Annotated in this window: 28 protein-coding genes, 4 tRNA genes and 1 riboswitch; of the genes, 8 read left to right on the forward strand and 24 right to left on the reverse strand. The window is 60.2% G+C overall.

Translation table 11 applies throughout. The features are described from left to right. Positions 1–12: 12 nt before the first annotated feature. The 6 genes from ABWL43_RS19560 to uvrB all read right to left on the reverse strand — a co-directional run bounded on the left by ABWL43_RS19560 (position 13) and on the right by uvrB (position 4,354). Positions 13–88: transfer RNA gene (locus tag ABWL43_RS19560), tRNA-Glu, on the reverse strand. A 79-nt stretch (positions 89–167) separates the two neighbouring features. Continuing rightward, a tRNA-Ala gene (locus ABWL43_RS19565) sits at positions 168–243 on the reverse strand. Positions 244–293: 50 nt separating this feature from the next. Further along, positions 294–369 (reverse strand) — tRNA-Glu (locus ABWL43_RS19570). 78 nt (positions 370–447) lie between these two features. Next, a tRNA-Ala gene (locus ABWL43_RS19575) sits at positions 448–523 on the reverse strand. Between the two features lie 147 nt (positions 524–670). Next, positions 671–2,152, reverse strand: a complete 1,482-nt coding sequence (gene gltX, locus ABWL43_RS19580; RefSeq protein ID WP_053128828.1) for a glutamate--tRNA ligase — start codon at positions 2,150–2,152, stop codon at positions 671–673. 186 nt (positions 2,153–2,338) lie between these two features. Beyond that, positions 2,339–4,354 carry an excinuclease ABC subunit UvrB gene (uvrB, locus tag ABWL43_RS19585; protein WP_106576669.1) on the reverse strand — a complete coding sequence of 672 codons (2,016 nt, stop codon included), beginning with the start codon at positions 4,352–4,354 and terminating at the stop codon, positions 2,339–2,341. 343 nt (positions 4,355–4,697) lie between these two features. Between uvrB and ABWL43_RS19590 the strand changes: the two genes are divergently transcribed. Together ABWL43_RS19590 and ABWL43_RS19595 are read left to right on the forward strand one after the other, a co-directional pair. Then, positions 4,698–5,894, forward strand: a complete 1,197-nt coding sequence (locus tag ABWL43_RS19590) for an amino acid aminotransferase (RefSeq protein ID WP_145165990.1) — start codon at positions 4,698–4,700, stop codon at positions 5,892–5,894. Between the two features lie 330 nt (positions 5,895–6,224). Further along, on the forward strand, positions 6,225–6,434 hold the full coding sequence (locus ABWL43_RS19595; RefSeq protein WP_078738148.1) for a hypothetical protein: 210 nt from the start codon (positions 6,225–6,227) through the stop codon (positions 6,432–6,434). 109 nt (positions 6,435–6,543) lie between these two features. On the opposite strand, the gene ABWL43_RS19600 is transcribed toward ABWL43_RS19595, so the two are convergent. Then, entirely contained in the window at positions 6,544–7,416 is an 873-nt protein-coding gene (locus tag ABWL43_RS19600) for a LysR family transcriptional regulator (protein WP_404483756.1), read from the reverse strand. A 102-nt stretch (positions 7,417–7,518) separates the two neighbouring features. Here ABWL43_RS19600 and ABWL43_RS19605 point away from each other — a divergent pair, with 102 nt between their 5' ends. Continuing rightward, complete coding sequence (locus tag ABWL43_RS19605; protein ID WP_404483759.1) at positions 7,519–8,910, forward strand: aldehyde dehydrogenase family protein; 1,392 nt, start codon at positions 7,519–7,521, stop codon at positions 8,908–8,910. 679 nt (positions 8,911–9,589) lie between these two features. Here the strand turns inward: ABWL43_RS19605 and ABWL43_RS19610 are convergent. From ABWL43_RS19610 to ABWL43_RS19620, 3 genes are read right to left on the reverse strand one after another with little or no spacing between them, the layout of a single operon-like run. Continuing rightward, entirely contained in the window at positions 9,590–10,609 is a 1,020-nt protein-coding gene (locus ABWL43_RS19610) for an ATP-binding protein (RefSeq protein ID WP_404483762.1), read from the reverse strand. 9 nt (positions 10,610–10,618) lie between these two features. Then, positions 10,619–12,085 (reverse strand): RAD55 family ATPase, encoded by a 1,467-nt coding sequence (locus ABWL43_RS19615; protein WP_404483765.1) that lies wholly within the window; start codon positions 12,083–12,085, stop codon positions 10,619–10,621. Then, positions 12,082–12,516: a hypothetical protein gene (locus ABWL43_RS19620; RefSeq protein ID WP_256676531.1), complete on the reverse strand. Its 435-nt coding sequence runs from the start codon at positions 12,514–12,516 to the stop codon at positions 12,082–12,084. Before ABWL43_RS19620 ends, ABWL43_RS19615 begins: the two co-directional genes overlap by 4 nt. A gap of 112 nt (positions 12,517–12,628) precedes the next feature. Further along, a riboswitch (cobalamin riboswitch) is annotated at positions 12,629–12,822 on the forward strand. A gap of 115 nt (positions 12,823–12,937) precedes the next feature. Here ABWL43_RS19620 and ABWL43_RS19625 point away from each other — a divergent pair. From ABWL43_RS19625 to ABWL43_RS19635, 3 genes are read left to right on the forward strand one after another with little or no spacing between them, the layout of a single operon-like run. Beyond that, on the forward strand, positions 12,938–13,948 hold the full coding sequence (locus tag ABWL43_RS19625) for an ABC transporter substrate-binding protein (protein ID WP_404483768.1): 1,011 nt from the start codon (positions 12,938–12,940) through the stop codon (positions 13,946–13,948). Further along, entirely contained in the window at positions 13,945–14,949 is a 1,005-nt protein-coding gene (locus ABWL43_RS19630) for an iron ABC transporter permease (protein ID WP_179677036.1), read from the forward strand. The genes ABWL43_RS19625 and ABWL43_RS19630 overlap by 4 nt, the downstream gene beginning before the upstream one ends. Next, entirely contained in the window at positions 14,946–15,710 is a 765-nt protein-coding gene (locus ABWL43_RS19635) for an ABC transporter ATP-binding protein (protein ID WP_404483771.1), read from the forward strand. The genes ABWL43_RS19630 and ABWL43_RS19635 overlap by 4 nt, the downstream gene beginning before the upstream one ends. A 290-nt stretch (positions 15,711–16,000) precedes the next feature. On the opposite strand, the gene ABWL43_RS19640 is transcribed toward ABWL43_RS19635, so the two are convergent. The 8 genes from ABWL43_RS19640 to ABWL43_RS19675 form a co-directional block, all read right to left on the reverse strand. Next, positions 16,001–16,498 carry a GNAT family N-acetyltransferase gene (locus ABWL43_RS19640; RefSeq protein WP_242195259.1) on the reverse strand — a complete coding sequence of 166 codons (498 nt, stop codon included), beginning with the start codon at positions 16,496–16,498 and terminating at the stop codon, positions 16,001–16,003. Continuing rightward, entirely contained in the window at positions 16,495–16,719 is a 225-nt protein-coding gene (locus tag ABWL43_RS19645; protein ID WP_145166000.1) for a hypothetical protein, read from the reverse strand. Before ABWL43_RS19645 ends, ABWL43_RS19640 begins: the two co-directional genes overlap by 4 nt. An 84-nt stretch (positions 16,720–16,803) precedes the next feature. Further along, a complete protein-coding gene (locus ABWL43_RS19650; RefSeq protein WP_404483775.1) occupies positions 16,804–17,343 on the reverse strand; it encodes a hypothetical protein in 540 nt (179 codons plus the stop codon). Between the two features lie 189 nt (positions 17,344–17,532). Then, positions 17,533–17,739 carry a membrane protein insertion efficiency factor YidD gene (gene yidD, locus ABWL43_RS19655; protein ID WP_145166002.1) on the reverse strand — a complete coding sequence of 69 codons (207 nt, stop codon included), beginning with the start codon at positions 17,737–17,739 and terminating at the stop codon, positions 17,533–17,535. Next, positions 17,736–17,978 carry a DUF4177 domain-containing protein gene (locus ABWL43_RS19660; RefSeq protein ID WP_145166003.1) on the reverse strand — a complete coding sequence of 81 codons (243 nt, stop codon included), beginning with the start codon at positions 17,976–17,978 and terminating at the stop codon, positions 17,736–17,738. The genes yidD and ABWL43_RS19660 overlap by 4 nt, the downstream gene beginning before the upstream one ends. Before the next feature lie 53 nt (positions 17,979–18,031). Continuing rightward, positions 18,032–18,982, reverse strand: coding sequence for an alpha/beta hydrolase (locus ABWL43_RS19665; RefSeq protein WP_404483778.1), 951 nt, complete (start codon positions 18,980–18,982; stop codon positions 18,032–18,034). After that, the gene (locus ABWL43_RS19670; protein ID WP_404483781.1) at positions 18,982–19,422 is read right to left on the reverse strand and encodes a TspO/MBR family protein; all 441 of its coding nucleotides are present in this window, start codon (positions 19,420–19,422) and stop codon (positions 18,982–18,984) included. Before ABWL43_RS19670 ends, ABWL43_RS19665 begins: the two co-directional genes overlap by 1 nt. A gap of 58 nt (positions 19,423–19,480) precedes the next feature. Then, positions 19,481–20,050 carry a nucleotidyltransferase family protein gene (locus tag ABWL43_RS19675; RefSeq protein WP_124418051.1) on the reverse strand — a complete coding sequence of 190 codons (570 nt, stop codon included), beginning with the start codon at positions 20,048–20,050 and terminating at the stop codon, positions 19,481–19,483. 124 nt (positions 20,051–20,174) lie between these two features. Between ABWL43_RS19675 and ABWL43_RS19680 the strand changes: the two genes are divergently transcribed. After that, entirely contained in the window at positions 20,175–20,780 is a 606-nt protein-coding gene (locus ABWL43_RS19680; protein ID WP_169367243.1) for a hypothetical protein, read from the forward strand. Between the two features lie 556 nt (positions 20,781–21,336). Continuing rightward, a complete protein-coding gene (locus ABWL43_RS19685; RefSeq protein WP_122528559.1) occupies positions 21,337–21,576 on the forward strand; it encodes a DUF6124 family protein in 240 nt (79 codons plus the stop codon). A 37-nt stretch (positions 21,577–21,613) separates the two neighbouring features. Here ABWL43_RS19685 and ABWL43_RS19690 read toward each other — a convergent pair whose 3' ends face one another. The 6 genes from ABWL43_RS19690 to ABWL43_RS19715 form a co-directional block, all read right to left on the reverse strand. Next, positions 21,614–21,913, reverse strand: a complete 300-nt coding sequence (locus ABWL43_RS19690) for a hypothetical protein (RefSeq protein WP_169367244.1) — start codon at positions 21,911–21,913, stop codon at positions 21,614–21,616. 76 nt (positions 21,914–21,989) lie between these two features. Further along, positions 21,990–22,223: a hypothetical protein gene (locus ABWL43_RS19695; RefSeq protein WP_106576648.1), complete on the reverse strand. Its 234-nt coding sequence runs from the start codon at positions 22,221–22,223 to the stop codon at positions 21,990–21,992. Positions 22,224–22,514: 291 nt separating this feature from the next. Beyond that, positions 22,515–23,831 carry an MFS transporter gene (locus tag ABWL43_RS19700; RefSeq protein WP_262207794.1) on the reverse strand — a complete coding sequence of 439 codons (1,317 nt, stop codon included), beginning with the start codon at positions 23,829–23,831 and terminating at the stop codon, positions 22,515–22,517. Positions 23,832–23,897: 66 nt separating this feature from the next. Continuing rightward, positions 23,898–24,422: a gamma carbonic anhydrase family protein gene (locus ABWL43_RS19705; protein WP_262207796.1), complete on the reverse strand. Its 525-nt coding sequence runs from the start codon at positions 24,420–24,422 to the stop codon at positions 23,898–23,900. A gap of 12 nt (positions 24,423–24,434) precedes the next feature. After that, positions 24,435–25,625 (reverse strand): CaiB/BaiF CoA-transferase family protein, encoded by a 1,191-nt coding sequence (locus ABWL43_RS19710; protein WP_262207797.1) that lies wholly within the window; start codon positions 25,623–25,625, stop codon positions 24,435–24,437. A gap of 25 nt (positions 25,626–25,650) precedes the next feature. After that, positions 25,651–26,580, reverse strand: a complete 930-nt coding sequence (locus ABWL43_RS19715; RefSeq protein WP_404483787.1) for a hydroxymethylglutaryl-CoA lyase — start codon at positions 26,578–26,580, stop codon at positions 25,651–25,653. Between the last annotated feature and the right edge of the window lie 48 nt (positions 26,581–26,628).

Raw genomic sequence — 26,628 nt, forward strand, 5'->3', positions numbered from 1 at the left:
AGCGGGTAATCGTGGCGTCCCCTAGGGGACTCGAACCCCTGTTACCGCCGTGAAAGGGCGGTGTCCTAGGCCACTAGACGAAGGGGACACAAACCTTCTATACAACTGACCAGCGCTGAGAGCTGATCGATTCAAGGGCGGTGTGGCCAGACCTTGAACCTGTAAATTGGTGGAGCTAAACGGGATCGAACCGTTGACCTCTTGCATGCCATGCAAGCGCTCTCCCAGCTGAGCTATAGCCCCGGATTTTTCGCCTCGCGGCGCAGCAGACCTTTCGAGCTGCTTGTTGAAACTGGCGTCCCCTAGGGGACTCGAACCCCTGTTACCGCCGTGAAAGGGCGGTGTCCTAGGCCACTAGACGAAGGGGACAAAACCTTCTGTACATCTGATCAGCGCTGAGAACTGATCAATTCAAGGACGGTGTGGCCAGACCTTGAATCTGTAAATTGGTGGAGCTAAACGGGATCGAACCGTTGACCTCTTGCATGCCATGCAAGCGCTCTCCCAGCTGAGCTATAGCCCCTCATCGGTGAGGACGGGGCGAATCTTAATGGCGGTTTGGAAACGTGTCAAATTTATTTTCAACTATTTCCAAAATTTTTTGCCGGGATAACAATCACTTACCGACGAAACCCCGGAAAACCGGGGTTTCGTCGTTACAACGGCCGACTTAAGCGATAGCGCCCAGTAGCTTTTCCCACTCTTTGTTTTCTTTCTTCGACACACCACCAAGCAAATCAAGGGCTTGGCGCAGACGGAAACGCGTCAGGTCCGGGCCGAGAATTTCCATCGCATCCAGTACCGACACCGAACTGGCCTGCCCGGTGATCGCGGCAAACATCAGTGGCATGGCATCGCGCAGTTTCAGCTCAAGGGACTCGACCACCGCCTGAATCGTCGCGGTGATTGCATCCTTCTCCCACTGACGCAGGCTTTCGAGCTTCCACAGGATCAACTGCATCAGTTGGCGAACCTGATCACCCGAGAGCTTCTTGGACTCAAACAGCTTGGCATCCGGGTTCACGCCACCGGCAAAGAAGAAGCTGGCCAACGGAGCCACCTGGCTGAACGTCTCCACCCTGCCCTGCACCAATGGCGCGATCTTCATCATGTACTCGGGGTTCAACGCCCACTGCTGCACACGGCTGGCGAACTCTTCTACCGGCAGGTCGCGCAGCCACTGGCCGTTGAGCCACGACAGCTTCTCGATATCGAAAATCGGCCCGCCCAGGGATACGCGCGACAAGTCGAAGTTATCGACCATTTCCTGCAGCGAGAATTTCTCACGCTCGTCCGGCATCGACCAGCCCATGCGGCCCAGGTAGTTGAGCATCGCTTCGGGCATGAAGCCCATGCGCTCGTAGAACGTCACCGAGGTCGGGTTCTTGCGCTTGGACAGCTTGCTCTTGTCCGGGTTACGCAGCAGCGGCATGTAGCACAGCTGCGGCTGTTCCCAGCCGAAGTATTCGTAGAGCAGGATCAGTTTGGGCGCCGACGGCAGCCATTCTTCGCCGCGCAGCACGTGGGTGATGCCCATCAGGTGGTCGTCGACCACGTTGGCCAGGAAGTACGTCGGCAGGCCGTCGGTCTTCATCAGCACCTGCATGTCCATGCGGTCCCACGGAATCTCGACGTCACCGCGCAGCATGTCCGGCACCACGCACACGCCTTCGCTCGGCACTTTCATGCGAATCACGTGAGGTTCACCGGCAGCCAGGCGCTGGGCCACTTCTTCTTTGGATAGCAGCAGCGCACGGCCGTCGTAACGCGGGGTTTCGCCACGGGCCTGTTGCTCGGCACGCATCTGGTCCAGCTCTTCGGCCGTGCAGAAGCACGGGAACGCATGGCCCATGTCGACCAATTGCTGGGTGTACTGCTTGTAGATGTCGCTGCGCTCGCTCTGGCGATACGGGCCGTGCGGGCCACCGACGTCCGGGCCTTCGGCCCAGGTGATGCCCAGCCAGCGCAAGGCATCGAAGATCTGCTGTTCCGACTCACGGGTCGAACGCAGTTGATCGGTGTCTTCGATCCGCAGGATGAATTCACCGCCGTGCTGCTTGGCAAAGCAGTAGTTGAACAGGGCGATGTAAGCAGTGCCGACGTGGGGATCCCCAGTAGGCGATGGCGCAATGCGCGTGCGGACGGTGGTCATGGCAGGTCTCGAATGGGCGATATAACTGAAAATTGAAACAAGGGGCGAATGGTAACAGCCTGGGGGATTTCTGGAAAACCGAGGCGCGGCCATCGGGGGCAAGCCCCCTCCCACATTTGACGGCGTTCACACGCCAACGTGTGGGAGGGGGCTTGCCCCCGATGAGGCCCGCTCATTCACCGCAAATCAAACAGCCAACAACCGCTCGCGCAACTTGCCGATCTCATCGCGCATCTGCGCCGCCGCTTCAAACTCAAGATCGCGCGCCAGCTGGTACATCTTCTCTTCCAACTGCCGGATACGCTTGGTGATCTCACTCGGCGAGCGCAATTCGTTCTCGTACTTGGCGCTTTCTTCAGCGGCCTTGGCCATGCCTTTGCGCTTCTTGCTGCGCGAGCCCGGCACGGTGGCGCCTTCCATGATGTCGGCGACGTCCTTGAACACGCCTTTGGGGATGATGCCATTCTCCAGGTTGAAGGCGATCTGCTTGTCCCTGCGGCGTTCGGTCTCGCCAATCGCGCGCTCCATGGAGCCGGTGATACGGTCCGCGTACAGAATCGCCCGGCCATTGAGGTTACGCGCCGCCCGGCCGATGGTCTGGATCAGCGAGCGCTCGGAGCGCAGGAAGCCTTCCTTGTCGGCGTCCAGAATCGCCACCAGCGACACCTCCGGCATGTCCAACCCTTCACGCAACAGGTTGATGCCCACCAGCACATCAAAGGTGCCCAGGCGCAGGTCGCGGATAATCTCGACGCGCTCCACGGTGTCGATGTCCGAGTGCAAATAGCGCACGCGCACGCCGTGGTCGGCCAGGTAGTCGGTCAAGTCTTCGGACATGCGCTTGGTCAGCGTGGTGACCAGCACCCGCTCTTCCAGGGCCACACGTTTGGTGATTTCCGACAGCAAGTCATCAACCTGGGTCAGCGCCGGGCGGATTTCGATTTGCGGGTCGACAAGGCCCGTCGGACGCACCAGTTGCTCAATCACGCGGCCCGCATGTTCGGCTTCGTAGTTACCCGGTGTGGCCGAGACGAAAATCGTCTGCGGGCTGATACTTTCAAACTCGTCGAAACGCATCGGCCGGTTGTCCAGTGCCGACGGCAGGCGAAAACCGTATTCCACCAGGGTTTCCTTACGCGAGCGGTCACCTTTGTACATCGCCCCCACCTGCGGCACGCTGACGTGGGATTCGTCGATCACCAGCAAGGCGTCGTCCGGCAGGTAATCGAACAAGGTGGGCGGCGCCTGCCCGGATTCGCGACCCGAGAGGTAGCGCGAGTAGTTTTCGATGCCGTTGCAGTAACCCAGCTCCAGAATCATTTCCAGGTCGAACCGCGTGCGCTGCTCCAGGCGCTGGGCTTCCACCAGCTTGTTGTTGGCGCGCAGGTAATCCAGGCGCTCCGCCAGTTCGGCCTTGATGCCTTCGATGGCGCCCATCAGCGTTTCGCGCGGCGTTACGTAGTGGCTTTTGGGGTAGAAGGTGAAGCGTGGCAGCTTGCGAATCACCTCGCCGGTCAACGGGTCGAAGGCCGACAGGCTTTCGACTTCGTCGTCGAACAGCTCGATGCGGATGGCTTCGAGGTCGGATTCGGCCGGGTAGATGTCGATCACATCGCCGCGCACACGGAAGGTGGCGCGGGCGAAATCCATGTCATTGCGGGTGTACTGCAAGCTCGTCAGGCGGCGCAGCAGCTCGCGCTGGTCGAGTTTGTCGCCGCGATCGACGTGCAGCACCATCTTCAAATAGGTTTCGGGGCTGCCCAGGCCGTAGATGCACGACACCGTGGTGACGATAATCGCGTCCTTGCGTTCCAGCAGCGCCTTGGTCGCCGACAACCGCATCTGCTCGATGTGGTCGTTAATCGACGCGTCCTTCTCGATGAAGGTGTCAGAGGATGGCACGTAGGCTTCGGGCTGGTAGTAGTCGTAATAGGAAACGAAGTACTCCACCGCGTTGTTCGGGAAAAACGCCTTGAACTCGCCATACAGCTGGGCGGCCAGGGTTTTGTTCGGCGCCAGCACCAGGGTCGGGCGATTGGTCTGCGCAATCACATTGGCAATGCTGAAGGTCTTGCCTGAACCGGTCACCCCAAGCAGCGTCTGGTGCGCCAGGCCGGCTTCAATGCCTTCAACCATCAGGCGAATGGCTTCGGGTTGATCGCCGGCGGGTTCAAAGCGGGTGACGAGCTGGAAATCCGACATAACGTACCTCGTGAAGTCACCCCAGACTCGAAACCGCCAGGGACGAAAAAGCTCAGCAACCCGCGAATAGTCAACGCAGGTTGCAGGAAAAAACCATGATAGCTGTAGAAGTGGAGGCGAATGTGACGGGTTTCAAGGCAATCGTCCTACCTGCTGTCGCCGCCCCATGTTGCAATAAGACTAACGGTCGGTAAATAAACCGAAAAACTTGGCCGAAAAGCCGTTTCGGTTGTCGCCCTGAGCCTGGATGGCCTCTATACTAGCTCCCCGTTTGTGCACCGCTCTAGTGCATTCGGCTGGAGCGCGACACGTCCCTCCATTCCCCCATAGAGCTGCCGCAAAAATGAGCCTGTTCTCCGCTGTCGAAATGGCACCACGCGATCCAATCCTGGGCCTCAACGAAGCATTCAACGCCGACACACGAACCACCAAGGTCAACCTTGGCGTGGGCGTTTACTGCAACGAGGAGGGGAAGATTCCACTCTTGCGTGCCGTTGCCGAAGCGGAAGCCATTCGCGTGGCGCAACACGCCGCCCGTGGCTACTTGCCGATCGACGGTATCGTTGCCTACGACCAGGCCGTGCAAAAGCTGTTGTTCGGCGCCGACTCGCCCCTGCTGAGCGCTGGCCGTGTGATCACCGCGCAAGCCGTCGGCGGCACCGGCGCGCTGAAGATCGGCGCAGACTTCCTCAAGCAACTGCTGCCCAACGCCGTGGTTGCCATCAGCGACCCTAGCTGGGAAAACCACCAGGCGCTGTTCGAAAAAGCCGGCTTCCCGGTGCAAACCTACCGCTACTACGACGCCGCCACCCACGACGTCAACCGCGCCGGCCTGCTCGAAGACCTCAACGCCCTGCCACCACAGTCCATCGTGGTGCTGCACGCCTGCTGCCACAACCCGACCGGCGTCGACCTGAGCCCGGCCGACTGGCAAAACGTGCTGGACGTCGTCAAGGCGAAAAACCTCGTGCCGTTCCTCGACATGGCCTACCAGGGCTTTGGCGATGGCATTCACGAAGATGCCGCGGCCGTGCGCCTGTTCGCTGAATCGGGCCTGACCTTCTTTGTGTCCAGCTCGTTCTCCAAATCGTTCTCGCTGTACGGCGAACGCGTGGGTGCGCTGTCGATCGTCAGCGAATCCAAGGAAGAAAGCGCGCGCATCCTGTCCCAAGTCAAACGCGTGATCCGCACCAACTACTCCAACCCGCCGACCCACGGCGCGGCGATTGTGGCGGCGGTGCTGAACAACCCTGAGCTGCGTGCCCAGTGGGAAGCAGAACTGGCCGAAATGCGCCTGCGCATCCGTGGCATGCGTGAGCAGATGGTGGCTGAACTGGCCAAGGCTGCCCCGGGTCACGACTTCAGCTTCGTCGGCCGCCAGCGTGGGATGTTCTCCTACTCCGGCCTGACCGTGGAGCAAGTCACCCGCCTGCGTACCGAGTTTGGTATCTACGCGCTCGACACTGGCCGCATCTGCGTAGCGGCGCTGAACCAGTCGAACATTGGTGCAGTGACCCAGGCGATTGTTCAGGTGCTGTAAGCCTGCAACGGTTATGACAAAGGGGAAGCCATTCAATGGCTTCCCCTTTTTTGTAGCCAACGCGCCTCCCGTGGCAAACAGGCCTCCTGTGGCCCGCAGGCTTCCCATGGCCAGCAGGCCTCCCGTGGCGAGCGGGCTTGCACCGCGTTGGGCTGCGAAGCAGCCCCATAAAGCCCCCGTGAACTTACTGAAAGAACCCGATGCCTGAACAAGGGGCCGCGACGTCCCCCCAACGCGGGGCAAGCCCGCTCGCCACAGGAAGAAAACCTCGCTGCCTGCCGCGACCAGCCCTAGACTGAACCCCAACTGCCCCTTTGCTGTGAGAGCCCTATGAGAAACGACGACCTGGACCTGCGCGCCGACCGCGACGAACTGCATGACTTCACCCCGCGCGCCCCGCAAGCCAAGCGCCAGAAAAGCCTGGTGCTGCAAGTGGCACTGGGTGTGTTCCTCGGCGGTCTGGCCCTTTGGTTGGTACAACTGGGCGCCACGGCCATCATGGCAAAACTCGCCATGGGCACCCTGCAATTTGGCGGCTGAAAACACGATCAACAGGTGGGAGCGGGCTGGCCTGCGATGGCGTCAGTCCAGCCTGCACGGCCTTGGCTGATACACCGCTATCGCAGGCCAGCCAGCTCCCACATTTGATCTAAGTGGCTACCAGACCACGTTCCTCCAGCAGCTTCACAAAACTGTTCAAACTCTGCGACACCGTGCCCCGGCGCCAGATCAGCCAGGTATTGAGGAGGCGGAACGCGTCGCTCAGCGGCCACACACTCACCGCCGTAAACCCCGGCATGCTCTCCAGCATGCTGCGCGGCATCAGTGCCAGGCCGGCCCCGGCACTGACGCAGGCGAGCATGCCGTGATAAGACTCCATTTCAAAGATCTTGCCCGGCACCGCGCCATCCTGTGAGAACCAGCGCTCGAAGTGATGGCGATACGAGCAGTTCGAGCGAAACGTATAGATGCTCTCCCCCGCCACATCCTGCCCGCGCGTGATCGGCGCATGGTGCAGCGGCGCAATGACCACCATCTCCTCCTCAAACACCGGCACGCCTTCCAGCGTGGCATGCAGCACCGGCCCGTCGACAAACGCGGCCGCCAGGCGCCCCGACAACACGCCCTCGATCATCGTGCCGGACGGCCCGGTGCTCAGGTCCAGCTCGACCTTGGCGTGCTTCTGGTTATACGCCGCAAGCAACGCCGGAATGCGCACCGCCGCCGTGCTCTCCAGCGAACCCAGCGCAAACGCGCCCTGGGGCTCCTCCCCCGCCACCGTGGCGCGGGCCTCTTGCACCAGATCAAGAATGCGCCGCGTGTAGCCGAGGAAATTCCATCCGGCCGGCGACAGGCGCAGGCGGCTCTTCTCACGGATAAACAACTCCACGCCCAGGTCCTGCTCCAGTTGCTTGATGCGCGTGGTCAGGTTCGACGGCACGCGATGAATCAACTGCGCGGCGGCGCTGATGCTGCCTTGCTCGGCAACGGCCTTGAAGATTTCCAGCTGCACCAGGTCCAAGTCATTCTCCAATCGTGAACGTATTGCTTAATATTATTCAGTTTCCAGAAAACATGCAGCCCCGTAGGCTGAACCCATCCACTCATTCAGCCGGACGGTGCCATGAACGCTATCTCTCACCAGACTCACGCCTTGTCGATCAACCCCGCCACTGGCGAAACAGTCGGCAGCTACCCTTACGAAACCGAGGCGCAGTTGGACGCGGCGCTTAACCGCGCCACGGATGCTTTCCGCAGCTGGCGCCGCCAACCAGTAAGCCAGCGCGCCGAATTGCTGCTGGCCCTGGCCGCTGCGTTGCGTGAGCAAGCCGAAGACATGGCGCAGATGATCACCCTGGAAATGGGCAAACCCATCGCCCAGGCCCGCGCCGAAATCGAAAAATGCGCGCAACTCAGCCAATGGTATGCCGCCCACGGCCCGGCCATGCTCGCCCCGGAACCCACGCTGGTGGACAACGGCAGCGCCCAGATCGAATACCGCCCACTGGGCCCGATCCTCGCCGTCATGCCGTGGAACTTCCCGGTCTGGCAAGTGCTGCGCGGCGCCGTGCCGACCCTGCTCGCCGGCAACACCTACGTGCTCAAACATGCACCCAACGTGATGGGCAGCGCCTACCTGATGAAGGCGGCGTTTCAAAAAGCAGGCTTCGCCGATGGCCTGTTTGAAGTGGTCAACGTGACCAACGACGGCGTGTCCAAGGCCATCGCCGACCCACGCATCGCCGCGGTCACCCTCACCGGCAGCGTCCGCGCCGGCGCCGCCATCGGCTCCCAGGCCGGCGCCGCGCTGAAGAAATGCGTGCTGGAACTGGGCGGCTCCGACCCGTTCATCGTGCTCAACGACGCCGACCTCGACGCCGCCGTCCAGGCGGCGGTGATCGGGCGTTTCCAGAACAGCGGCCAAGTCTGCGCTGCCGCCAAGCGCCTGATCATCGAAGAAGGCGTGGTGCAAGCCTTTACCGCCAAATTCCTCGCTGCCAGCCGCGCCTTGGTGATGGGCAACCCGACCGAAACCAGCACTTACGTCGGCCCAATGGCCCGCTTCGACCTGCGCGACGAACTGCACGGCCAAGTGCAGGCCACGTTGGAAGAAGGCGCAACCCTGCTGCTGGGCGGCAACAAAGTCGCCGGTGCCGGCAACTACTACGAACCGACCGTGCTGGCCGACGTCACCGACCAGATGACCTCGTTCAAACAGGAACTGTTCGGCCCCGTGGCCTCGATCATCACCGCCCGCGATGCCGACCACGCCGTGGCCCTGGCCAACGACAGCGAGTTCGGCCTGACGGCGAGCGTCTTCACCACCGACTCGGTGAAGGCACGGGATATCACCAACCAGCTGGAAACTGGCGCAGTATTCGTCAACGCGTTCAGCGTGTCCGACCCGCGCGTAGCGTTTGGTGGAGTGAAAAAGAGTGGGTTCGGGCGCGAACTGTCGCACTTTGGCGTGCGTGAATTCTGCAATGCACAGACCGTGTGGCTGGATCGCAAATAAAACAGGCAACACCCTTCAACTGTGGGAGCTGGCTTGCCTGCGATAGCGGTGGATCAGTGACAACTGCTTGGCTGACACACTGCAATCGCAGGCAAGCCCGCTCCCACCTTTGATCTGCGGTGTTTGCGGCCGTGCGTGAATTCTGCAATGCACAGACCGTGTGGCTGGATCGCAAATAAAACAGGCAACACCCTTCAACTGTGGGAGCGGGCTTGCCTGCGATAGCGGTGGATCAGTGACAACTCCTTCGCTGACACACTGCAATCGCAGGCAAGACCGTGTGGCTGGATCGCAAATAAAACAGGCAACACCTTTCAACTGTGGGAGCTGGCTTGCCTGCGATAGCGGTGCATCAGTGACAACTCCTTGGCTGACACACTGCAATCGCAGGCAAGCCAGCTCCCACCTTTGATCTGCGGTGTTTGTGGCCATGCGTGAATTCTGCACGCACAGACCGTGTGACTGGATCGCAAATAAAACAGGCAACACCCTTCAACTGTGGGAGCGGGCTTGCTCGCGAAGGCGGTGTATCAGTTGGCAAATTTGTCGACTGATAGACTGCATTCGCGAGCAAGCCCGCTCCCACTCAAGCCAGCTCCCACTTTTGATTTGCGGTGTTTGTGGCCGTGCGTGAATTCTGCAACGCGTAGCCCCTGTGGCTGGATCGCAAATACGCGAGTCAGTCGCTCAACAACGGCAGCATCACCACAAACTCACTGCCCTTGCCCTTGCCCTCGCTTTTGGCGGTGACCTTGCCGCCATGTGCTTCAACCAGCTCGCGCACCACCGTGAGCCCGATCCCCAGGCCCGAGCCGTTGAAGCCGATGGCGTGTTCATCCTGCACGTAAGGGTCAAAGATCAGCGGCAGCGCCTTGGCCGAAACGCCAATACCGTTGTCACAAATGCTGATCCGCAGCGCGTCCGTCGCGGTCGCAGACAGCACTATCGAGCCGCCCACCGGCGTGTACTTGGCTGCGTTGGCCAGCAGGTTATGCAGAATCTGCGCAAGGCGCCCAGGGTCTCCGCTCACCATCAGTTGGCCGTCAGGCAGGTGGGCATCAAATTGCTGCTTCTTCGCCCGCATCACCGGGCCGCAGGCATCAATGGCACTTCTGAGGATTTGCAGGATGTCCACATCGCGTCGTTCGATGCGCAGCTTGCCCGTGCTGACGCGGGACACGTCCAGCAAGTCGTCGACCAACTGTGAAATATGCTGCACCTGACTTTCAATCAGCTCACGCATGCGCGGCAGCTGGTCGCTGGGCAGGCGAACCATGCGCTCGGCGATCATGCTGATTGGCGTCAATGGGTTGCGCAGCTCATGTGCCACCATCGCCAGGATGCTTTTCTGCTGGCCCAGCGCACGCTCGGCCGTGGCCTGCAAGTCTTGTGCACTGAGCGCCGCGATTACCAGCTGCGCATTCGCCTCGCGAAGCTCCCGGTAAAGGCGTTGTTCCTCCAGGGGCGGCGGGGTTGCAGCGTCCGACTGCGCAAGGAGGATCGCCAGCACCAGCTGCTGATTGGCCTCGATCACCTGCTCGACGTGCTGGGTATCCACCAGACGGCTGCTGGTGTCAGTCAATTGCTGCTGCAGGGCGGCCAGCACTGTACGCGCCTCAACGGTTTTTTGGCCAATGAGGAACAGTTCGTGAGCCGCCGTGGTCAGCTCACTTTCAGGCTTGCCGTCGCCGCCACTCACGAGTCGGGCTCACACATGTTTGGTTTCCGCCGAAGCTTGCCGGGTCGGTCGGCCGCCCAACAGCCCCTCCTGCTCCGGCAGCATGTCGCGAATCTGCAGGCCGTTATCGTCGATGTGGTACTGGCGCAGTTGGTCGGAGTGGGCGCTGGCACGCACCTTGACCACGGCCATGATGCGCAGTAACCGGCTTTGTACTTCGATATAGCGCTGCACGATGATCGCGTCGGTCAGAAACGCCGTGCCATAAGGGCTGAAGCGCAGGTCGGTGTAACGGTCTTCGAGCTCCGAGGTCATCAACACGCTGACCCCAACGGCGGTCAGCGCCGTGACCATGCGTGACAGCGACTCGCGAAAATCCGCACGGAAGGTAGGTGCCAACGCCAGCTCAAAGCCTGACAGCGAGTCAATCACCACACGGGTGGCTTTCAACCGGCTGATTTCACTGAGCAGCAGTTGCACGATTTCGTCGATGGACAGGTCCGGCGCGCGGCTGTCCACCAGGCTGACTTTCCCGCTTTTGATCAACTCGGCCAACTGAGGGTTCTGCGAATGGTTGGGCCGTTGCTCGAACGCCGCAATCACTCCGGTTTCGCCGTTGCGCGCGCCTTCAGCCAGAAAGGTCGCCGCCAGGATGCTCTTGCCCGAGCCCGACGGGCCGGCCACCAATAGCGAATAACCACGAGGCAGGCCGCCGCCGAGCATCTCATCAAGCGCCGGCACGCCCATTTTCAGGCGAGTGATCGGGAACGTCGACGGCGCTTCAACCGCACGGTTGACGGCGGCCGGCGGGAACACCTTGACCCCCGAGGTGGCAATACGAAAGGTGTGCAGCCCCGGCAAGGTCGGTTGGCCGCGCATCTTCATGATTTCCATCTTGCGCACCATCGAATTGCGCTCAACGCTCTGGCGCAGCCAGATCAGGCCATCGGCCACGGTGAAAATCGGATTGGTGTCCGTCTCGGTGAAATATTCGCCGATCAGGAAGGTGGTCGCCTGCCACGTGGTCATCAACATGCCCAACTGCTGGATGAACTGCGGCAGGTTGTTGTTCGGGTTGTGCTGCGTCTGGCTGGCCAGCACCACGGAACGGAACGAATCGACAAACACCAGCGACGGCGAATGCGCCTCGACCTCGCTGACAATGCGCCGCAATACCTCGTCCAGGTCGCCCGCCAGGGTGTCGTCGGCCAGGTTGATATAACGAATCGACCGGTTGATGGCGGCGTCGTCGAAAAAATCGAATTGCTGCTGATAGCGCAGCATCTTCAGCGGCGGCTCACCGAGCACGGTAAAGAACAGCGCCGGACGCTCCGGCGTGGCCAGCGCAAACATCATCTGGTGCGCGAGGGTGGTTTTGCCGCAGCCTGGCGGGCCGGCGATCAGGTTGAACGAAAACTCCGGCAGGCCACCGCCCAGTACCTCGTCCAGTCCTGGCACACCCGTGGCCAGGCGGTTGATAGTCACTTTGGTGCTCATGGCGAAATTTCCTGCGAAGAGGTGTCGCTCGAAGAAGGCTGCCACACGCCAACCAGCAGACGTGCGGTGAGTGAAGGCCCGATCAGCGTGGTCAGAAGCTCGTAGAGGGTAGTCAGCAACACCTCACCGAAAAACAGCGCATCGGTTTCGTTCTGCTCGACGAGTACGGATTTGAGGGCAATCAAGTCCATCGCGGCCGGCACACTGTCATAGGTGGCGGCCAGGCGTGGATGGGTCGAGACGCACAGATGGAAGCTGCGACGGTACAGCGCGGCAACGCCTTGCTGGCCGATGACGGGCGCCAGTGCTGCGCCCACATCCTGCAAAATCGAAACAACCGCCGCGGCGATGCTTGCAGTGTCAGCCTGCGGACCAACACGGTGCGCCAGAGAAGCTACGATCCGGCGGCTCTCTTCGCTAAGCGTGGGCATGTCTGACTAATATCTGATGAACAGAGACTGATGGTACACCCTATATCCGCAGATAGAGACCCCCGGCGGCCTGCCAATTGCGCGAGGACAGGCTCCCCCTTGCGGGCATGATCGACTACCATACCGCGCCGGTTCCCACACGGGACTAATAGGGAATCCGAAGCGCGTTCATTGCGCCAATCGGAACTGCCCCCGCAACTGTAGGTGCTGAGCCTGCTCCACATCGCCACTGGGCATTGCCCGGGAAGGCCGGAGCGTGGCGACGACGCATCAGTCAGGAGACCTGCCGGCCCAGCAAAATCACTAACCGGCGGGGTGTCCGGGAAGTACCTCCGCGCCCTGCGATGCCCGCAGCGCTCCAGGGTGTATTTCCGAGCCGTACCTCCCCAGTTCCACGTACGGTTTACCCGGAGATTGCCCGATGTTGCCACGCGTTAGCGCCCTGATCACCGCCCTGGGCTTTTGTGCCCTGGCCCAAGCGACGCCCACTCACTACCCGCTGACGGTGCAGAACTGCGGCAGCACCCTGACCTTTGAGCAGGCGCCTGCGCGCACGGTGACCATCGGCCAGGCCGCCACCGAGATGCTTTACGCCTTGGGCGTGGGCGACAAAGTGGTCGGCACCTCGCTGTGGTTCAACAACGTATTGCCGCAATTCAAGGCGCAGAACGACGCCATTGAGCGCCTGGCCAACAACGAACCCAGCTTCGAAGCGGTGATCGCCAAGCGCCCGCAACTGGTGGCCGCCGAGCTGGAATGGGTGGTGGGCCCGCAAGGCGTGGTCGGCACCCGCGAGCAGTTTCACGAGCTGAAGATCCCCACCTACCTGCTGCCCTCCGACTGCGAAGCCAAGGACAACCGGGTGGGCGCCGACGGCACGCGGCTGGAGCCGTTTCGCGTCGAGACCGTCTATAAAAGCATCAGCCAACTGGCCGAGATTTTCGACGTACAGGCGCGCGGCCAACAATTGAACGACGAGCTCAAGGCGCGCCTGGCCAAATCCATTGCCACCGCCCACAGCAAAGGCCTCAAGCAGGCCAGCGCATTGGTGTGGTTCTCCAGCTCGGAAATGGCCAGCGACCCGTACGTGGCCGGCCACAAGGGCGTGCCCGAATTCATGCTCCAAACCCTGGGCCTGCACAACGTGGTGCAGTCCGATGAAGAGTGGCCCGCCGTGGGCTGGGAAACCATTGCCAAGGCCAACCCGACCTTTCTGGTGATCGCGCGCATGGACCGGCGCCGCTACCCGGCCGACGACCATGAAAAGAAACTCGCCTTCCTGCGCAGTGACCCGGTGACGCGCAACATGGACGCGGTGAAAAACAACCGCATCATCATCCTCGACGCCCTGGCATTGCAGGCCAGCGTGCGCACGTTCGATGGCCTCGAACAGCTGGCCGGCGCCATCGACGGCTACGACCTGCACAAATGATGCGTACCCTTCTCGCCTTGGCGCTGCTGTTGCTCGCCGTGCTCGCCGGGGTAGCCATCGGCGAAACCGCCATCGCGCCGCAGGTGGTGTTGCAAGTGCTGGCCAACAAACTGTGGGCGGCCGGTTATGCGCTTGACCCAATCGACGAAGGCGTGGTGTGGAATTACCGCCTGACCCGCGCCCTGGTCGCCGCCGCGTGCGGTGCCGGGTTGGCCACGTGCGGGGTGATCTTGCAGTCGCTGTTGCGTAACCCGTTGGCCGATCCTTATCTGCTGGGCATCAGCGCCGGCGCATCGACCGGCGCGGTACTGGTGGCGCTGATCGGCGTCGGCGGCGGGCTGGTTTCGCTGTCGGCAGGTGCGTTTGTCGGCGCCATGGCGGCCTTTGCGCTGGTGATTCTGCTGGCGCGCGCCAGCGGCTCGGCGAGCGGCACCGGCCAGATCATTCTCGCCGGCATCGCCGGCTCACAGCTGTTCAACGCCCTCACCGCGTTCCTGATCACCAAGTCCGCCAGCTCCGAGCAGGCACGCGGCATCATGTTCTGGCTGCTGGGCAACCTCAGCGGGGTGCGCTGGCCGTCGGTGTGGCTGGCGGTGCCGGTGACCGTCGCAGGCCTGGCGGTGTGCCTGTGGCACCGGCGTGCGCTGGACGCCTTCACCTTCGGCACCGATTCGGCGGCCTCGTTGGGCATTCCGGTGCGCCGGGTGCAGTTTGTGCTGGTGGGCTGTGCGGCGCTGGTGACGGCGGTGATGGTGTCGATTGTCGGCTCCATTGGCTTTGTCGGGCTGGTGATTCCGCATGCCGTGCGCCTGCTGGTCGGTACCGGGCATTCACGCCTGCTGCCGGCCAGCGCCTTGGGCGGCGCGCTGTTTTTGATCGCCGCCGACGTGCTCTCGCGCACGCTGATCAAGGGCCAGGTGATTCCGGTCGGCGTGGTTACGGCGCTGGTCGGCGCGCCGGTGTTTGCATTGATCCTGATCGGCCGGAGAAATGCGCGATGACGGTGCTCAGTTGCACAGGGCTGGGGTTCAAGGTGCGCGACGCCGAGTTGCTGCGCGATATCCACCTTGACGTTCAGCAAGGTGAAACCTTGGGCATTGTCGGGCCGAACGGTTCCGGCAAGTCCACCCTGCTCAAACTGCTCGCCGGTTTGCGTGCACCGGCGTCCGGTGAAGTGCTGTTGGGCGGCGAGCGCCTGGGCCGCCTATCCCGGCGCGCCATCGCGCAGCAACTGGCCGTGGTGGAACAGCAGGCTGATACCGACGATGCCATCCGCGTGTTCGACGCCGTGGCGCTGGGCCGCACGCCCTGGCTGTCGGCGCTGAGCCCCTGGTCTGAAGAAGACGACGCCATCGTGCGCCAGGCGCTGCACGACGTGGACGCCAACCACCTGAGCAAACGCGCGTGGCGCAGCCTCTCGGGCGGCGAACGCCAACGCGTGCACATCGCCCGTGCCCTGGCGCAACGGCCGCAGATTCTGCTGCTGGATGAGCCGACCAATCACTTGGATATCCAGCATCAACTGGCGATCTTGAAGGGCGTGCAGGCCTTGCCGGTGACCACGTTGATTGCGCTGCATGATCTGAATCAGGCGCTCACTTGTGATCGCCTGGCCGTGCTGGACGGCGGGCGGCTGGTGGCGCTGGGCCCGCCACTGGAGGTGCTGACGCCGCAGCGATTGCAAGAGACATTCGGGGTACAGGCGCACTACCTGACGGACCCGTTTGACGGCGCGCAGATCCTGCGGTTGCGCTCTAACTGACTGGCTGAACGCCGTTAAAATGTGGGAGCTGGCTTGCCTGCGATGGCGGTGGGTCAGTGGCACATCAGTCGGCTGACCCTCCGCCTTCGCGGGCAAGCCCGCTCCCACAGTTTGACCGAGTGCAGTCGCCAGTGCCGCACTGCTTTTCTGTGGGAGCTGGCTTGCCTGCGATGCAGGCGGCTCGGTCCATCAGGTACACCGGGTTGATGCCATCGCAGGCAAGCCAGCTCCCACAGTTGATTGAGTTCAGCTTCCAGAATCAGGTCGGCTGCCCGGGGTCCTTGAAGCAGCTACAGAGACCGCTGCATATGCGTCGTCCGCCAAACCGGATCCGCCTCGACATCAACAATTTCAAACCCTTGCCGAAGCCAAAAATCAATCGCACCAGCAAGAAACGGATGAGTATGCAGGTAAACCATCTCCACCCCCTCCCCCCGCGCCTTCGCCTCCAGCGCGCCGTACAACTCACCCGCCAACCCGAATCGGCGCAACGCCGGCGCCACAAACAGGCGCACCACCTCCACCGTCTTGAGGCCCTGGTAATTCAACTGGGAGAAGCGCCCGTCGTAGGGCACATAGCCGATGGCCGCAACGATCCGGCCATCGACGCGGGCGATCAAAAACTGCCCGTCGCCATGAACATACACCGCTTCAAATCGCGCCAGATCGTCCGGCATGCCGGCTGCGCTGAGCTTGGGGAAAAGCTCGCTGCGAGCCTCAAGGACAAAGTCCAGCACTGCTGGAATGTCGTCGCAGGTCACGTCCTGAATGACCGGTCGCTCGTTCATACAACTTTGATCTGGCTGATCCCTACCACCTGCGCCTGCTCCAGAATCTCCTCGGGCGTCGCATCCGCAGGCGGCAGGATCAACCCATTCTCCGCATCGCCAAAATGCAATTGCAGTAAATGCATCGCCGCCTCGTGCACGGGCAGTTCAGGCTGTTTGAGTTCAAATACGTGGGTGCGGGGCTCGTCGTTGAAGAGGTAGTTCAGGGTGTATTCGCGCATGGTGAAGTCCTGATGATGGGAAAGGAGCAACTGATTAACCTGACTTATCGATCAGCTTTTAAGTTCCCACCCACTCGCTCAGTGTCATTTAGTCTGCACGTAGCACAAAGCAGATCCCTTCACGCCCGACGCATGGACGCTGACATGGCGAGTGGAAAAGCCTGGCTTCTCGACGAACTGCTTCTCTTGCCAACTCGCATAGATGCCGTACTGATAACCGATGGCGCCATTGGCATACCACGACACGGCCATCTTATACACGCCCTTCTCATCGGGAGCCTCCCACAGCGTCTTGTCGATGACCGGCTTCGCCTGGTTGAACGTGCGCAGGTGGAACGTGCGCGGTCCGTCGTTTGGCTCGGTGGAACTGGACAGAAACAGCGTGTCGTCCTCGGCATCGTCTTCGGCAGCGGCCAGAATCACTGCCGGCACCCACTTCTCGCCCCGGTACTCTTTTTCGATGAACACCGTGCAGCTCAACGTACCGTCACCTGGGGTCTTCATTTTGAATTGCCGCTCGTACTGCCCGTAGGGCACATCAAACGAGAAGTAATATTCGGCGGCTTGAACACCTGCCACCAGCAAAAATGCCGATAGCCCTACGACTGCATGGGAAATGGTCACGTGTGCGTCCTTGCGAGAGTCTGAAAATCAGAGTGTCGGAGGTTACGCAGCTTGTACGAGAATCTGAAAGATATCGCCCACTCTATCTTTACTTTTCAGGACTCCACGCTGGAAGGCCAAGGCGTGAACACTTTGCGCCACTTCAGGAATCGACGCGGTAGTCACTGGGAGCACCGAACGCGTGAATGCTTAGGGGAAATCCTGCCCGCCGTTCGGGTAACGACACCTGCAAATACGGCCGGCGGTTTTGCGACAGCCCTGCATAACGCCATACTTCTCGATAGCCTGAATAGCATAATTGGAGCAGGTGGGCTCAAACCGACAAGCATCGCGCAGTCGGCTGGGAGCGACTCGCTGGTACCAGCGAATCGCTGACAAGGCACAGCGCTTGATCATCGAGGCTTGCGCAAAGAAATCACGTAGTAGCTGCTGAGCACATCTTTCTTCCCAAACAGCGCATCGAAGCAACCGGCTTTGACGGAGACGCCGATTGTGTCGATTCGATAGAACTCCCAACCATCCTCGGCGTGAGCATTAACTACATTCTCAAGATAGGCTGCAGCCTCATTGCCCCTATGCTCTTTCGCCCGAACTTCAATGTTCGGTGGCACCTGAACCATTTTGTAGATATACATCCGTGATCACCCTACAAGTGCTTGCATTCCCTTGAACACAAATCGCAGCAGCTTTATAGCTCGACGAGTGCGGGATGAACAGCCTGGATCCTCGCCGATATCCACCCCCGACTGTAAGCAAGTACGCCATCTGCCATCGCCACCGGAAAATGAATAAACCCGTGGGCTGACTCCTGTAGCAGATGGGCTTCAACCTCCGCCACTGCTGCCCATCGCTCAGCGAGATGAAGCGTGTCGTCCTTGAGCGGGTCCAACTCCCCCACAAACATTAACGCTGGCGGCAACCCCGTAAGGTCGCCATACAGCGGTGACAAGGGTGGCTGACGCCGCGCCTCATCACTCAGCCCCGGCGTGAGCATGCGCAGCGCCTCGACCATTCCCGGCCCGTCCAGCAACAATGTCTCCGGCCCCGCCGTGCGCACGCTCGGTGTGCCGGTCAAGTCATAAACCCCGTAATACAGCACCGCACCGCGCACCCGCTTGAGCAAATCCGGCCATTGCTTAAGCGCCAACAAGGTTGCCGCCGCCAGATGCCCACCGGCGGACTCACCCACGACAAACACCGGCAAATCAGCAAACTCGTCACTGCTGAGCAACCAGCGCGCCGCATTCAGGCAGTCCTCCATCAGCCCTTCAACCGGCGTGTCGACCGCCAGCCGATAGTCCACCGACACCACCGCCACGCCACACGCCTGCACCATGCCCAGGTTCAGGTCGTCGTCCATCTGCGCATTGCCGATCACCCAGCCGCCGCCGTGGATATCCAGCACCACGCCTTTGGTTTTCCCCTCGGGCCGCAGGATGCGTACGGGCACCGAGCCGACCCTTCGGGTTTCGGCCACAGGCGCTTTCTTGAGGGCTTGGCTGACCCGCAACAGCGCCTGAATCACACGCGGCGTGACGCGGTTGCGGACTTTAAAGCGCGGCATCCAGGCAAGCTTCTTGTTGAAGTCGCGCATCTGCTCCAGCTCAGGCTCGCTGGCAGGCCACGGTGTGTAGGCCATCAGCGATTGTTCCGCAGAATCGAGAAATTCAACGCCGCCGCCACGCTCAGCCACGCCAGGTACGGAAACAGGATCAACCCGGTGATCAAGTCCAACCGCAACGCCATCACCACCAACGCCGCCACCACCAGCCACAGCAGCACGATCACCACCATCCCGGCGAAGAGGTTATGCGCGCCGAAAAACACCGGCGTCCATAGCGTGTTCAGCGCAATCTGCGCCGCCCACAAGCCCAGGGCCAATTGGCTGCCGGGGATCATCGTCAGGCGATAGCCCGCCCAGGCGAGCAGCAGGTAGATGACCGTCCAGGCCACCGGAAACATCCAATTGGGTGGGGTGAAGCTGGGTTTGACCAGGCTTTCGTACCACTGGCCGGGCTTGAAAATAACGCCGGTGCTGGCGGCGGCGGCGCAGGCGATGAGGAAAATCAGGAAGATCATGGGCTATCCACTCTCAGGGTTCATTTGAAGATAGGACGCATGGGGAGCCGGTAAAAGTTCACAAATCATCCGGCGCCACGATCTTCAGCCAAGGCCAGCGCGCTTGATAACTGCGGGCCTTGGCGGCGAACAACTCAGGCTCCGGGTGCAGCGGGTTAATGCGCAACACGCCCTGCTCCACATCCGCTAAGCCATAGGGCGCATACACCTCGCCGGTGTCGATCTCCAGCCCGATGCAGGTGCCCGCCACCAGGTAACGGTCCACGCCCTGTTTAGCCGAGTGCAACTGTGGATAAGGCCGACCAAAGCGCTCGCCGTACCAAAGGTGCACCCGCGCCTGGTTCTTGACCTCGACGTTGACGCCCAAATCCTCAAACAGCCGTTCGGCGGCGCGGATCACTTTGTCCTCCGCTTCGTAGGACAGATCCGTGTCGAAGTAAAAGACGTCGTAGTCCTTTACGCCCTGAGCCGCAGGCAAGTTTGATTGATGGTTCCATACGGCCTGGAACAGGCAGCCCGCCGTGAGCATGCACTGCTCCACACCGAGGTCGGGCAGGCGCGCGGTGATCTGGGCGTTGATGGGGTTGGCCATGGCCAGTTCGAGCAGGGTGTTGACGGTCAATGTCATGGTTAATCCTTGGGTGTTCAGTGCGGCTCAAGCCACCGACCCTACACGACTGGCGGGAGGGTTTCGTGACAGCAATATTTCTATACACTTTGCCCGCCCGCCACCAATCGTCAAGGATAAAACGATGCGAATCAGAGAAATGGCCCTCATCACCGCCGCCGCGTTGCTGCTCACCGCCTGCAGCGACAGCCCATCGGACGCCGACATTCAAGCCGCGCTGCAACCCAGGCTGGAAGGGGCTTCCTGCGTAAAGGCGGCGATGTTCAACAGCTTCCCGGTGACCTTAAGTGACAGCGTCATGAGCGGCACCTCCAGCGCCAACCAGCCGGCCTTCGATGCGCTGACCAACGCCGGCCTGCTGGCCAAAAGCGACAAAACCTACACCCTCACCGACGCCGGCCGCGCCGCCTACGTGCAGCAGGAGTCCGGGTTCTGCTACGCCCAGGGCTATGAAATCGCCAAGGTCCAGAACATTGCCGCCAACACCAACCCCATGGGCGCCGCCGTGGACAAATCCTGGGTGGTGACCGTCGACATTCGCCAGAAAACCATCGCCGACTGGGCCAACACCCCGGCGATTGAAAAACTCGCCCGCAACCCGGAAAACCTCTCCGAAGTGCCAAAGACCTACCACGTGGTGGTCGGGCGCCTGAAGGGCGAGCAAACGCTGAAGCTGATCGACCCACGGTTTTCGATCATGCGTGGGGTTGGGGTGAATCAGGCCTTCTAACCAGGGACGGTTGTGGCAAGCAGACTTGTTGTGGCTTGAAGGCTTGCTGTGTCAGGCAGGCTTGTTGTGGCTTGAGTGCTTGTTGCGGCGAGCAGGCTTGCCCTGCGCTGGAGTGCGCAGCGCTCCCAACCCAGCCACCGCGGTCCAACAGTGAAACTCGGTCGCCTGTTTGGAGGGGCCGCTTCGCAGCCCAACGCAGGGCAAGCCTGCTCGCCACAAAAGGAGTTTCCTCAGCCTGGGAAATTGCGAACGGCCCGCAGCACCTTGCCCCATTGCCTACGCGTGCGTCAGAATCCGCCGGCTTGTGCGCTGGGGTGGCCGTCTCTAAGGTGGCTCGGTCGCTGAATGTTCAGTGATCGGGTTTAGTAGCCTGAGTTGGGTATTGAAAAGTGCATGAGCGTCATCAATCAGGCATTGCGTCTGTGCTTGATGGTGGCTGTGCGTAGGGCGTCTTCGGGCGCGCCGGCTTTGATATCCACCGGTCTACTAACCTGCGCACAGCTGCCACCTTTTCGTTTAGTAGCGAAAAGATGGCGGCCTAAACCAGGATATCGTTATGACTCAAGCAAAAACTGACTCAACCACCCTCTTCACCGTTGTCCCCGACGCCAGCACCGAAACCCTCATCACCAACAGCTACGAAACCTTCACCAGCGTCAGCACATTACTGCTCGACCTGTCCGAAGACCTGTGCGGCAAACACCGCGACATCGCCCTGGCCATTCACCAACTGAGCGAACTGGGCGTGCTGCTCACCGCCAAATTGCTCGACCGTGAAGCGCCTTGCCCTGGCTGACCAACAGCCCACGGCAGCGCCGCTGAAGGCGCTGCCTTCAATTAACCCCAGGGAACGAATCAACATACTGAATGGTGAAGTCTGGAAAGGAGTCAACAATCTGGATCTTGTAGTCGGGGAAGCTCTCGACTGTTTTCCACTTGCCGGCCGAATCGGGAAAACTGCTCACCTGTTTTACCTTAAGGTCAGGGAAACTGTTTACCACCTTGACCTTATAGTCCGGGAAGCTACTGACAAACTTGATGTTGCCGTAAATCTTTGACACATCAACAGTCGTATCCGCTTGAGCGCTGAAGGCACACGCCAGCAGCAGTGACGCGAGAGCAACTTTGAACATGACAGCCTCATCCTGAGAAATAAAAAGGCGCCCAGTTTAACGACCTGCGCGCACAACGTCCTGTAGTGCTGGGTTCTTAACCCTTCAACTCACCCGCGCGGTTACTCGCCGCATCGTCGTAAGCCACATACAACGACTCGGCGATCTGGCTTTTGATGGCTTTGGTGGCTTCCAGCCCCAACACAAACCCTTCAGCCTTGCCGCCAGCGCGGTTGAGTTCTTCGTGGGTGGAAGCGCCGGTGATGGCGTCGAGCAGCTTGATGGCGTGAGGGCCTACGCCTTTAGGGAGGGAGATTTGGTCGATGGACATGGCGATACCTTGAGAAAAAATGATCGGGAGCGCATGGACCACTGCCGGGGGATGCCATGGTAGACCGGTTAGCGTGGAAAGGGGCGCTTTCGGGCCAGAAGCGGACTCTCAAATTTGTCTACGATACCTGGGTCACTTCACTTTCCCCCTTAGTTACCCACGGCATTAACGGGTGAAGGCGGCTCAATAGCGCGTGCGCGATTCAGCCCCTTCAAAAATGAGCGTGCCCGTTCATGCGCGCAGACTGGGAAGACAAAGATGTATAAGTCCGGTCATTAGTGGGGAATCTCGTCAGGGCCTAGGATTCTTGACGTAGCGCATGACGACGAAACAGGCGATCAGAATCAGCGGTGCGATGGAAAGCATCCCCATGTACGTGGAACCGGACAGATCGTTGATCTTGCCCACCATCACAGGTGCAACGATGCCGCTCAATTGACCGATGGAGTTGATTGCAGCAGTCCCAGTAGCGATTGCCAGACCGGAGAATGTCGATTGTGGGATAGTCCAGAAAATCGGAATCGCAATAAAGGTGCCCGCGGTAGCGAGTACGAGTGCTGCCATCATGGTCCATGAAGAGTCGGAAAATAGGCAGGCTAGCAGGTAGCCGACTGCCGCCGCCATCAGGCACAGAACAAGATAAATCTTACGCTCACCGGTACGATCGGAACGCCGGGTCAGCCATATCATGCCGATACACGCCACGATGTACGGCAGCGCGGAAAGCATCCCTACCCAGAACAAGCTCTGCACACCAGAGGATTTGATCAGATGTGGCATCCAGAAGTTGAGGCCATAGGAAGCGGTCTTAATCACAAAGTAAATAAACGCCATGATTGCAACTTCCCGCGTCAGCAACACACGCCACAGGGCCCCCAATATCGGCTTCTGATTGACTTTGTCATGCGCCAGATTAGCCGCCAGCAAATCCTTTTCGCTACGGCTTAACCATTTGGCCGACTCGATGTCTCGGTCCAGTTTCCACAGCACCAGCAGGCCAAGTACTACACAAGGCAGTCCGGACATCAGAAACAGCCAGTGCCAGCCAGCCAGACCGAACACGCCATCCATCGTTCCCAATAGAATCCCCGCGGCCGGCCCCCCGACAGCGCCTGCAAGAGGCACTGCGAGGAACCAGAGGCCATTCATTTTCGCCAAGTGCTTCTTGGGAAACCAGCACGCCAAGTAGAACAGGATCGCTGGGCCAAAACCGGCCTCCATGACGCCGATCAGAAATCGCAGAAAGTACAGGGTGTATTGCGTGTAGGCGAACATCAACGCCGCCGTCGCCAACCCCCAGGAAATCATTATTCGGCATATCCAAGCAGGCGCACCATAGCGCTTGAGCCCCAGGCTACTGGGGACTTCGAATAGCACATAGCCGAAGAAAAACATGCTTGCGGCCAGACCGTACGCCGCGTCGGACAAACCCAATTCTTGCTGCATCTGGGTCTTGGCGAAGCTGATGTTGATCCGGTCAAAATAAGAAAAAAGAAAGCAGATAATGGCCAGCGGCATAATTCGCCAGGCCACACGCCGATAAAGCAACAGCTCATTAATCGTTTCTTCGCTGCGCGCAAGCGCGATATCAGTCGTCATCGCGACCATGATGTTTCTCCATTGTTGTAATTATTGGAGAGAGGCAAGGCCCTTCAGGAACCCTGCTCAACGGGTTCAGCTGACTAGAATCAGTTTGTTCCTGTAAGCCTGACCTCTGACGACATAGTCGGCGGCGTTTCGGTGCATGTTGGCAATCGCTTCAGGCGTCAGTTCGCGCACGACTTTGGCAGGTGCGCCGAGAATAAGTGAGTTGTCCGGGAACACCTTGCCTTCAGTGACAATGGCTCCGGCACCGACCAGGCAATTTTTGCCGATGACCGCCCCATTGAGCACAACTGCCTGAATCCCAATCAGTGCTCCGTCGCCGATGGTGCAACCGTGCAACATAGCTTGGTGACCGATGGTGACGCCCTCGCCCACCGTCAGCGCAAATCCCGGGTCGGCATGCAGCACCGCACCCTCCTGCACATTGCTATGTTGACCGATGCAAATCGGCTCGTTATCACCACGCAGGACAGCCTGGGGCCATACACTGACGCCCTGCGCCAGCGTGACATTGCCGATGACGGTAGCGTCTTGAGCGACGAAGGTTTCAGCGTGGATGGTGGGGATAAGCGTGTCATATTGATAGATAGCCATGGCAACTTATCCTTATGCCTGAGTATCAGTTTTCAGAACACCGGCAGCACACAGCTGGGCAATGTGTTCGTCGCTGTAGCCCAGTTCACGCATGACTGTGTGGGTGTGCTCGCCGACGCGTGGAATAGATCGACGGGGTTGCAGACGCTCGCCATCCAGGGACAACGGCAGCAATGGCATGGCGGTGAACGATCCGTCTTCGAGTTCAAGATTTGCCAGGCCGCCGCTTTGCAGCAGATGAGGATCTTCGAACAGTTCCTCGGGCCGTCGAATCGGCGCAAACGGAATACTGTTGGCCTCAAGTTCCAGGGCAAACGCTTGAGCGTCCATGCTGGCAAAGACTTCAGCCAAGTGAGCCAACAGACGTGGCCGCTGCAGCACGCGATCATTGTTGGTAGCAAGGGTCTGGTCGTCCAGCAATGTGGTCTGGCCCAGCAATTGACACAAGGCGGTCCACTGACCTTCACCTGTGGCGGCGACGAACATCTGCTCCCCATTGGCGAACTCGAATACATCGTAAATGGCCCATGCACTGATACGATTTGGCATCGGTGCAGCCGCTTGGCCGGTCACGGCGTACTGCTGCATATGCTGAGCAGCAAGCAATACGCAGTTTTCGTAAAGCGAGCTTTGCACCTCACGACCGACGCCGGTGACATTACGATCGTTGAGCGCAGCAAGCACACCGATAGCACCGAACATGCCGCCCATGATGTCGTTCACCGAACTGCCGGCACGCAGAGGTCTACCGACCGGGCCGGTCATATAGGCCAGGCCCGCCATCATTTGCACAACTTCATCCAGGGCCAGGCGATTGTCGTAGGGGCCGTTGAGAAAGCCTTTGTGCGAGGCGTAGATAATGCGCGGGTTACGCGCTCGAATCGCCGCGTAACCGAAGCCGAGCTCGCTCATGCGGCCGGGCTTGAAATTCTCGATAAACACGTCAGCGGTGTCGATCAACTCCAGTACCGCATCTCGTCCTTGTTGAGTATTGATATCGATGGCGATGCACTGTTTGTTGCGGTTGAAGGTGCGAAAAAAACCGGCACCGGCGCCCAGCAGACGGCGCGTACCGTCCCCGCGGATCGGCTCAATCTTGATCACCTCGGCACCGAGGTCTCCCAGGATCATTCCGCAGGTCGGGCCCATCACCATATGAGAAATTTCAACGACGCGAATGCCGTCCAATGGAAGCCTGGACATTAGGTTTCTCCTTGATCGGGTAGGTTCAGACGCGACCGGCAACTGATGCGTAACTGAGTGGCAGGCCAGCTCGTGCAATGCAGCCGTAGAGCGTCTCGTGCGGCAGTGCTTCGCTCAGTACATTTCGAGAAGCGATCAGTGCTGCCAGGTCGATGCCAGTCTCGTAGCCCATGCTCTGCAGCATGAACACCAGGTCTTCTGTGACCGTATTGCCGGATGCGCCCGGTGCAAACGGACAACCACCCAACCCGGCCAGCGAGGCGTCGAGCTCGGTGATACCTTGCTGAACGGCGACCAGGCTATTGGCAAGCGCCAGGCCTCGAGTGTCGTGGAAGTGCGCGGCCCTGAGCTTGTCACCCGCGATGGCGCGAACCGCCTGCAAGGTGGTCGCCACTTGGCCAGGATTGGCGTAGCCCGTGGTGTCTCCCAAGGACACCAGATCGCAGCCGGCTTGAAGCACATGCCCGGTTAACGCACAGAGATCGCTCAATGGAACATTACCCTGGCGGGTGCAGCCAAAGGCCACAGACATTCCGGCAATCACTTGAACGTTGTGCAAGCCAAATTCAGTGCGCAGTTGGCACATTCGCGCCAGCTCTTCGACCATTTCCAACGGCGTACGGCGCACATTGGCCAGGCTATGGGCTGCGCTGACGGATACGGGCGCGATGATACGGTGCGCGCCAGACTCCAGCGCATTGCGACAGCCGCGCAGGTTAGGCGCCAGGACCGTGACAACCAAATCCGGAAAACTTAAGGCATGGGCTACGACTTCTTTGGCATCGGCCATCTGCGGCAACAGTTTGGCGGGAACAAAGGACGCGACCTCCATGTATCGCACACCGGCGGCATAGGCGGCATCGATCCATTGTCGTTTGGCAGATGTCGGCATAGTGGCTTGAAGGCTTTGCAAACCATCACGCATGCCGACTTCATTGATTGTTATTGTTGTCATGAAAAAAGCTCTCACAGTCTGAAACGCAGCTTCAGATTAGAGAGGCAT

Origin of the sequence: Pseudomonas sp. HT11, from assembly GCF_044875395.1 — a bacterium.
Classification (GTDB): Bacteria; Pseudomonadota; Gammaproteobacteria; order Pseudomonadales; family Pseudomonadaceae; genus Aquipseudomonas.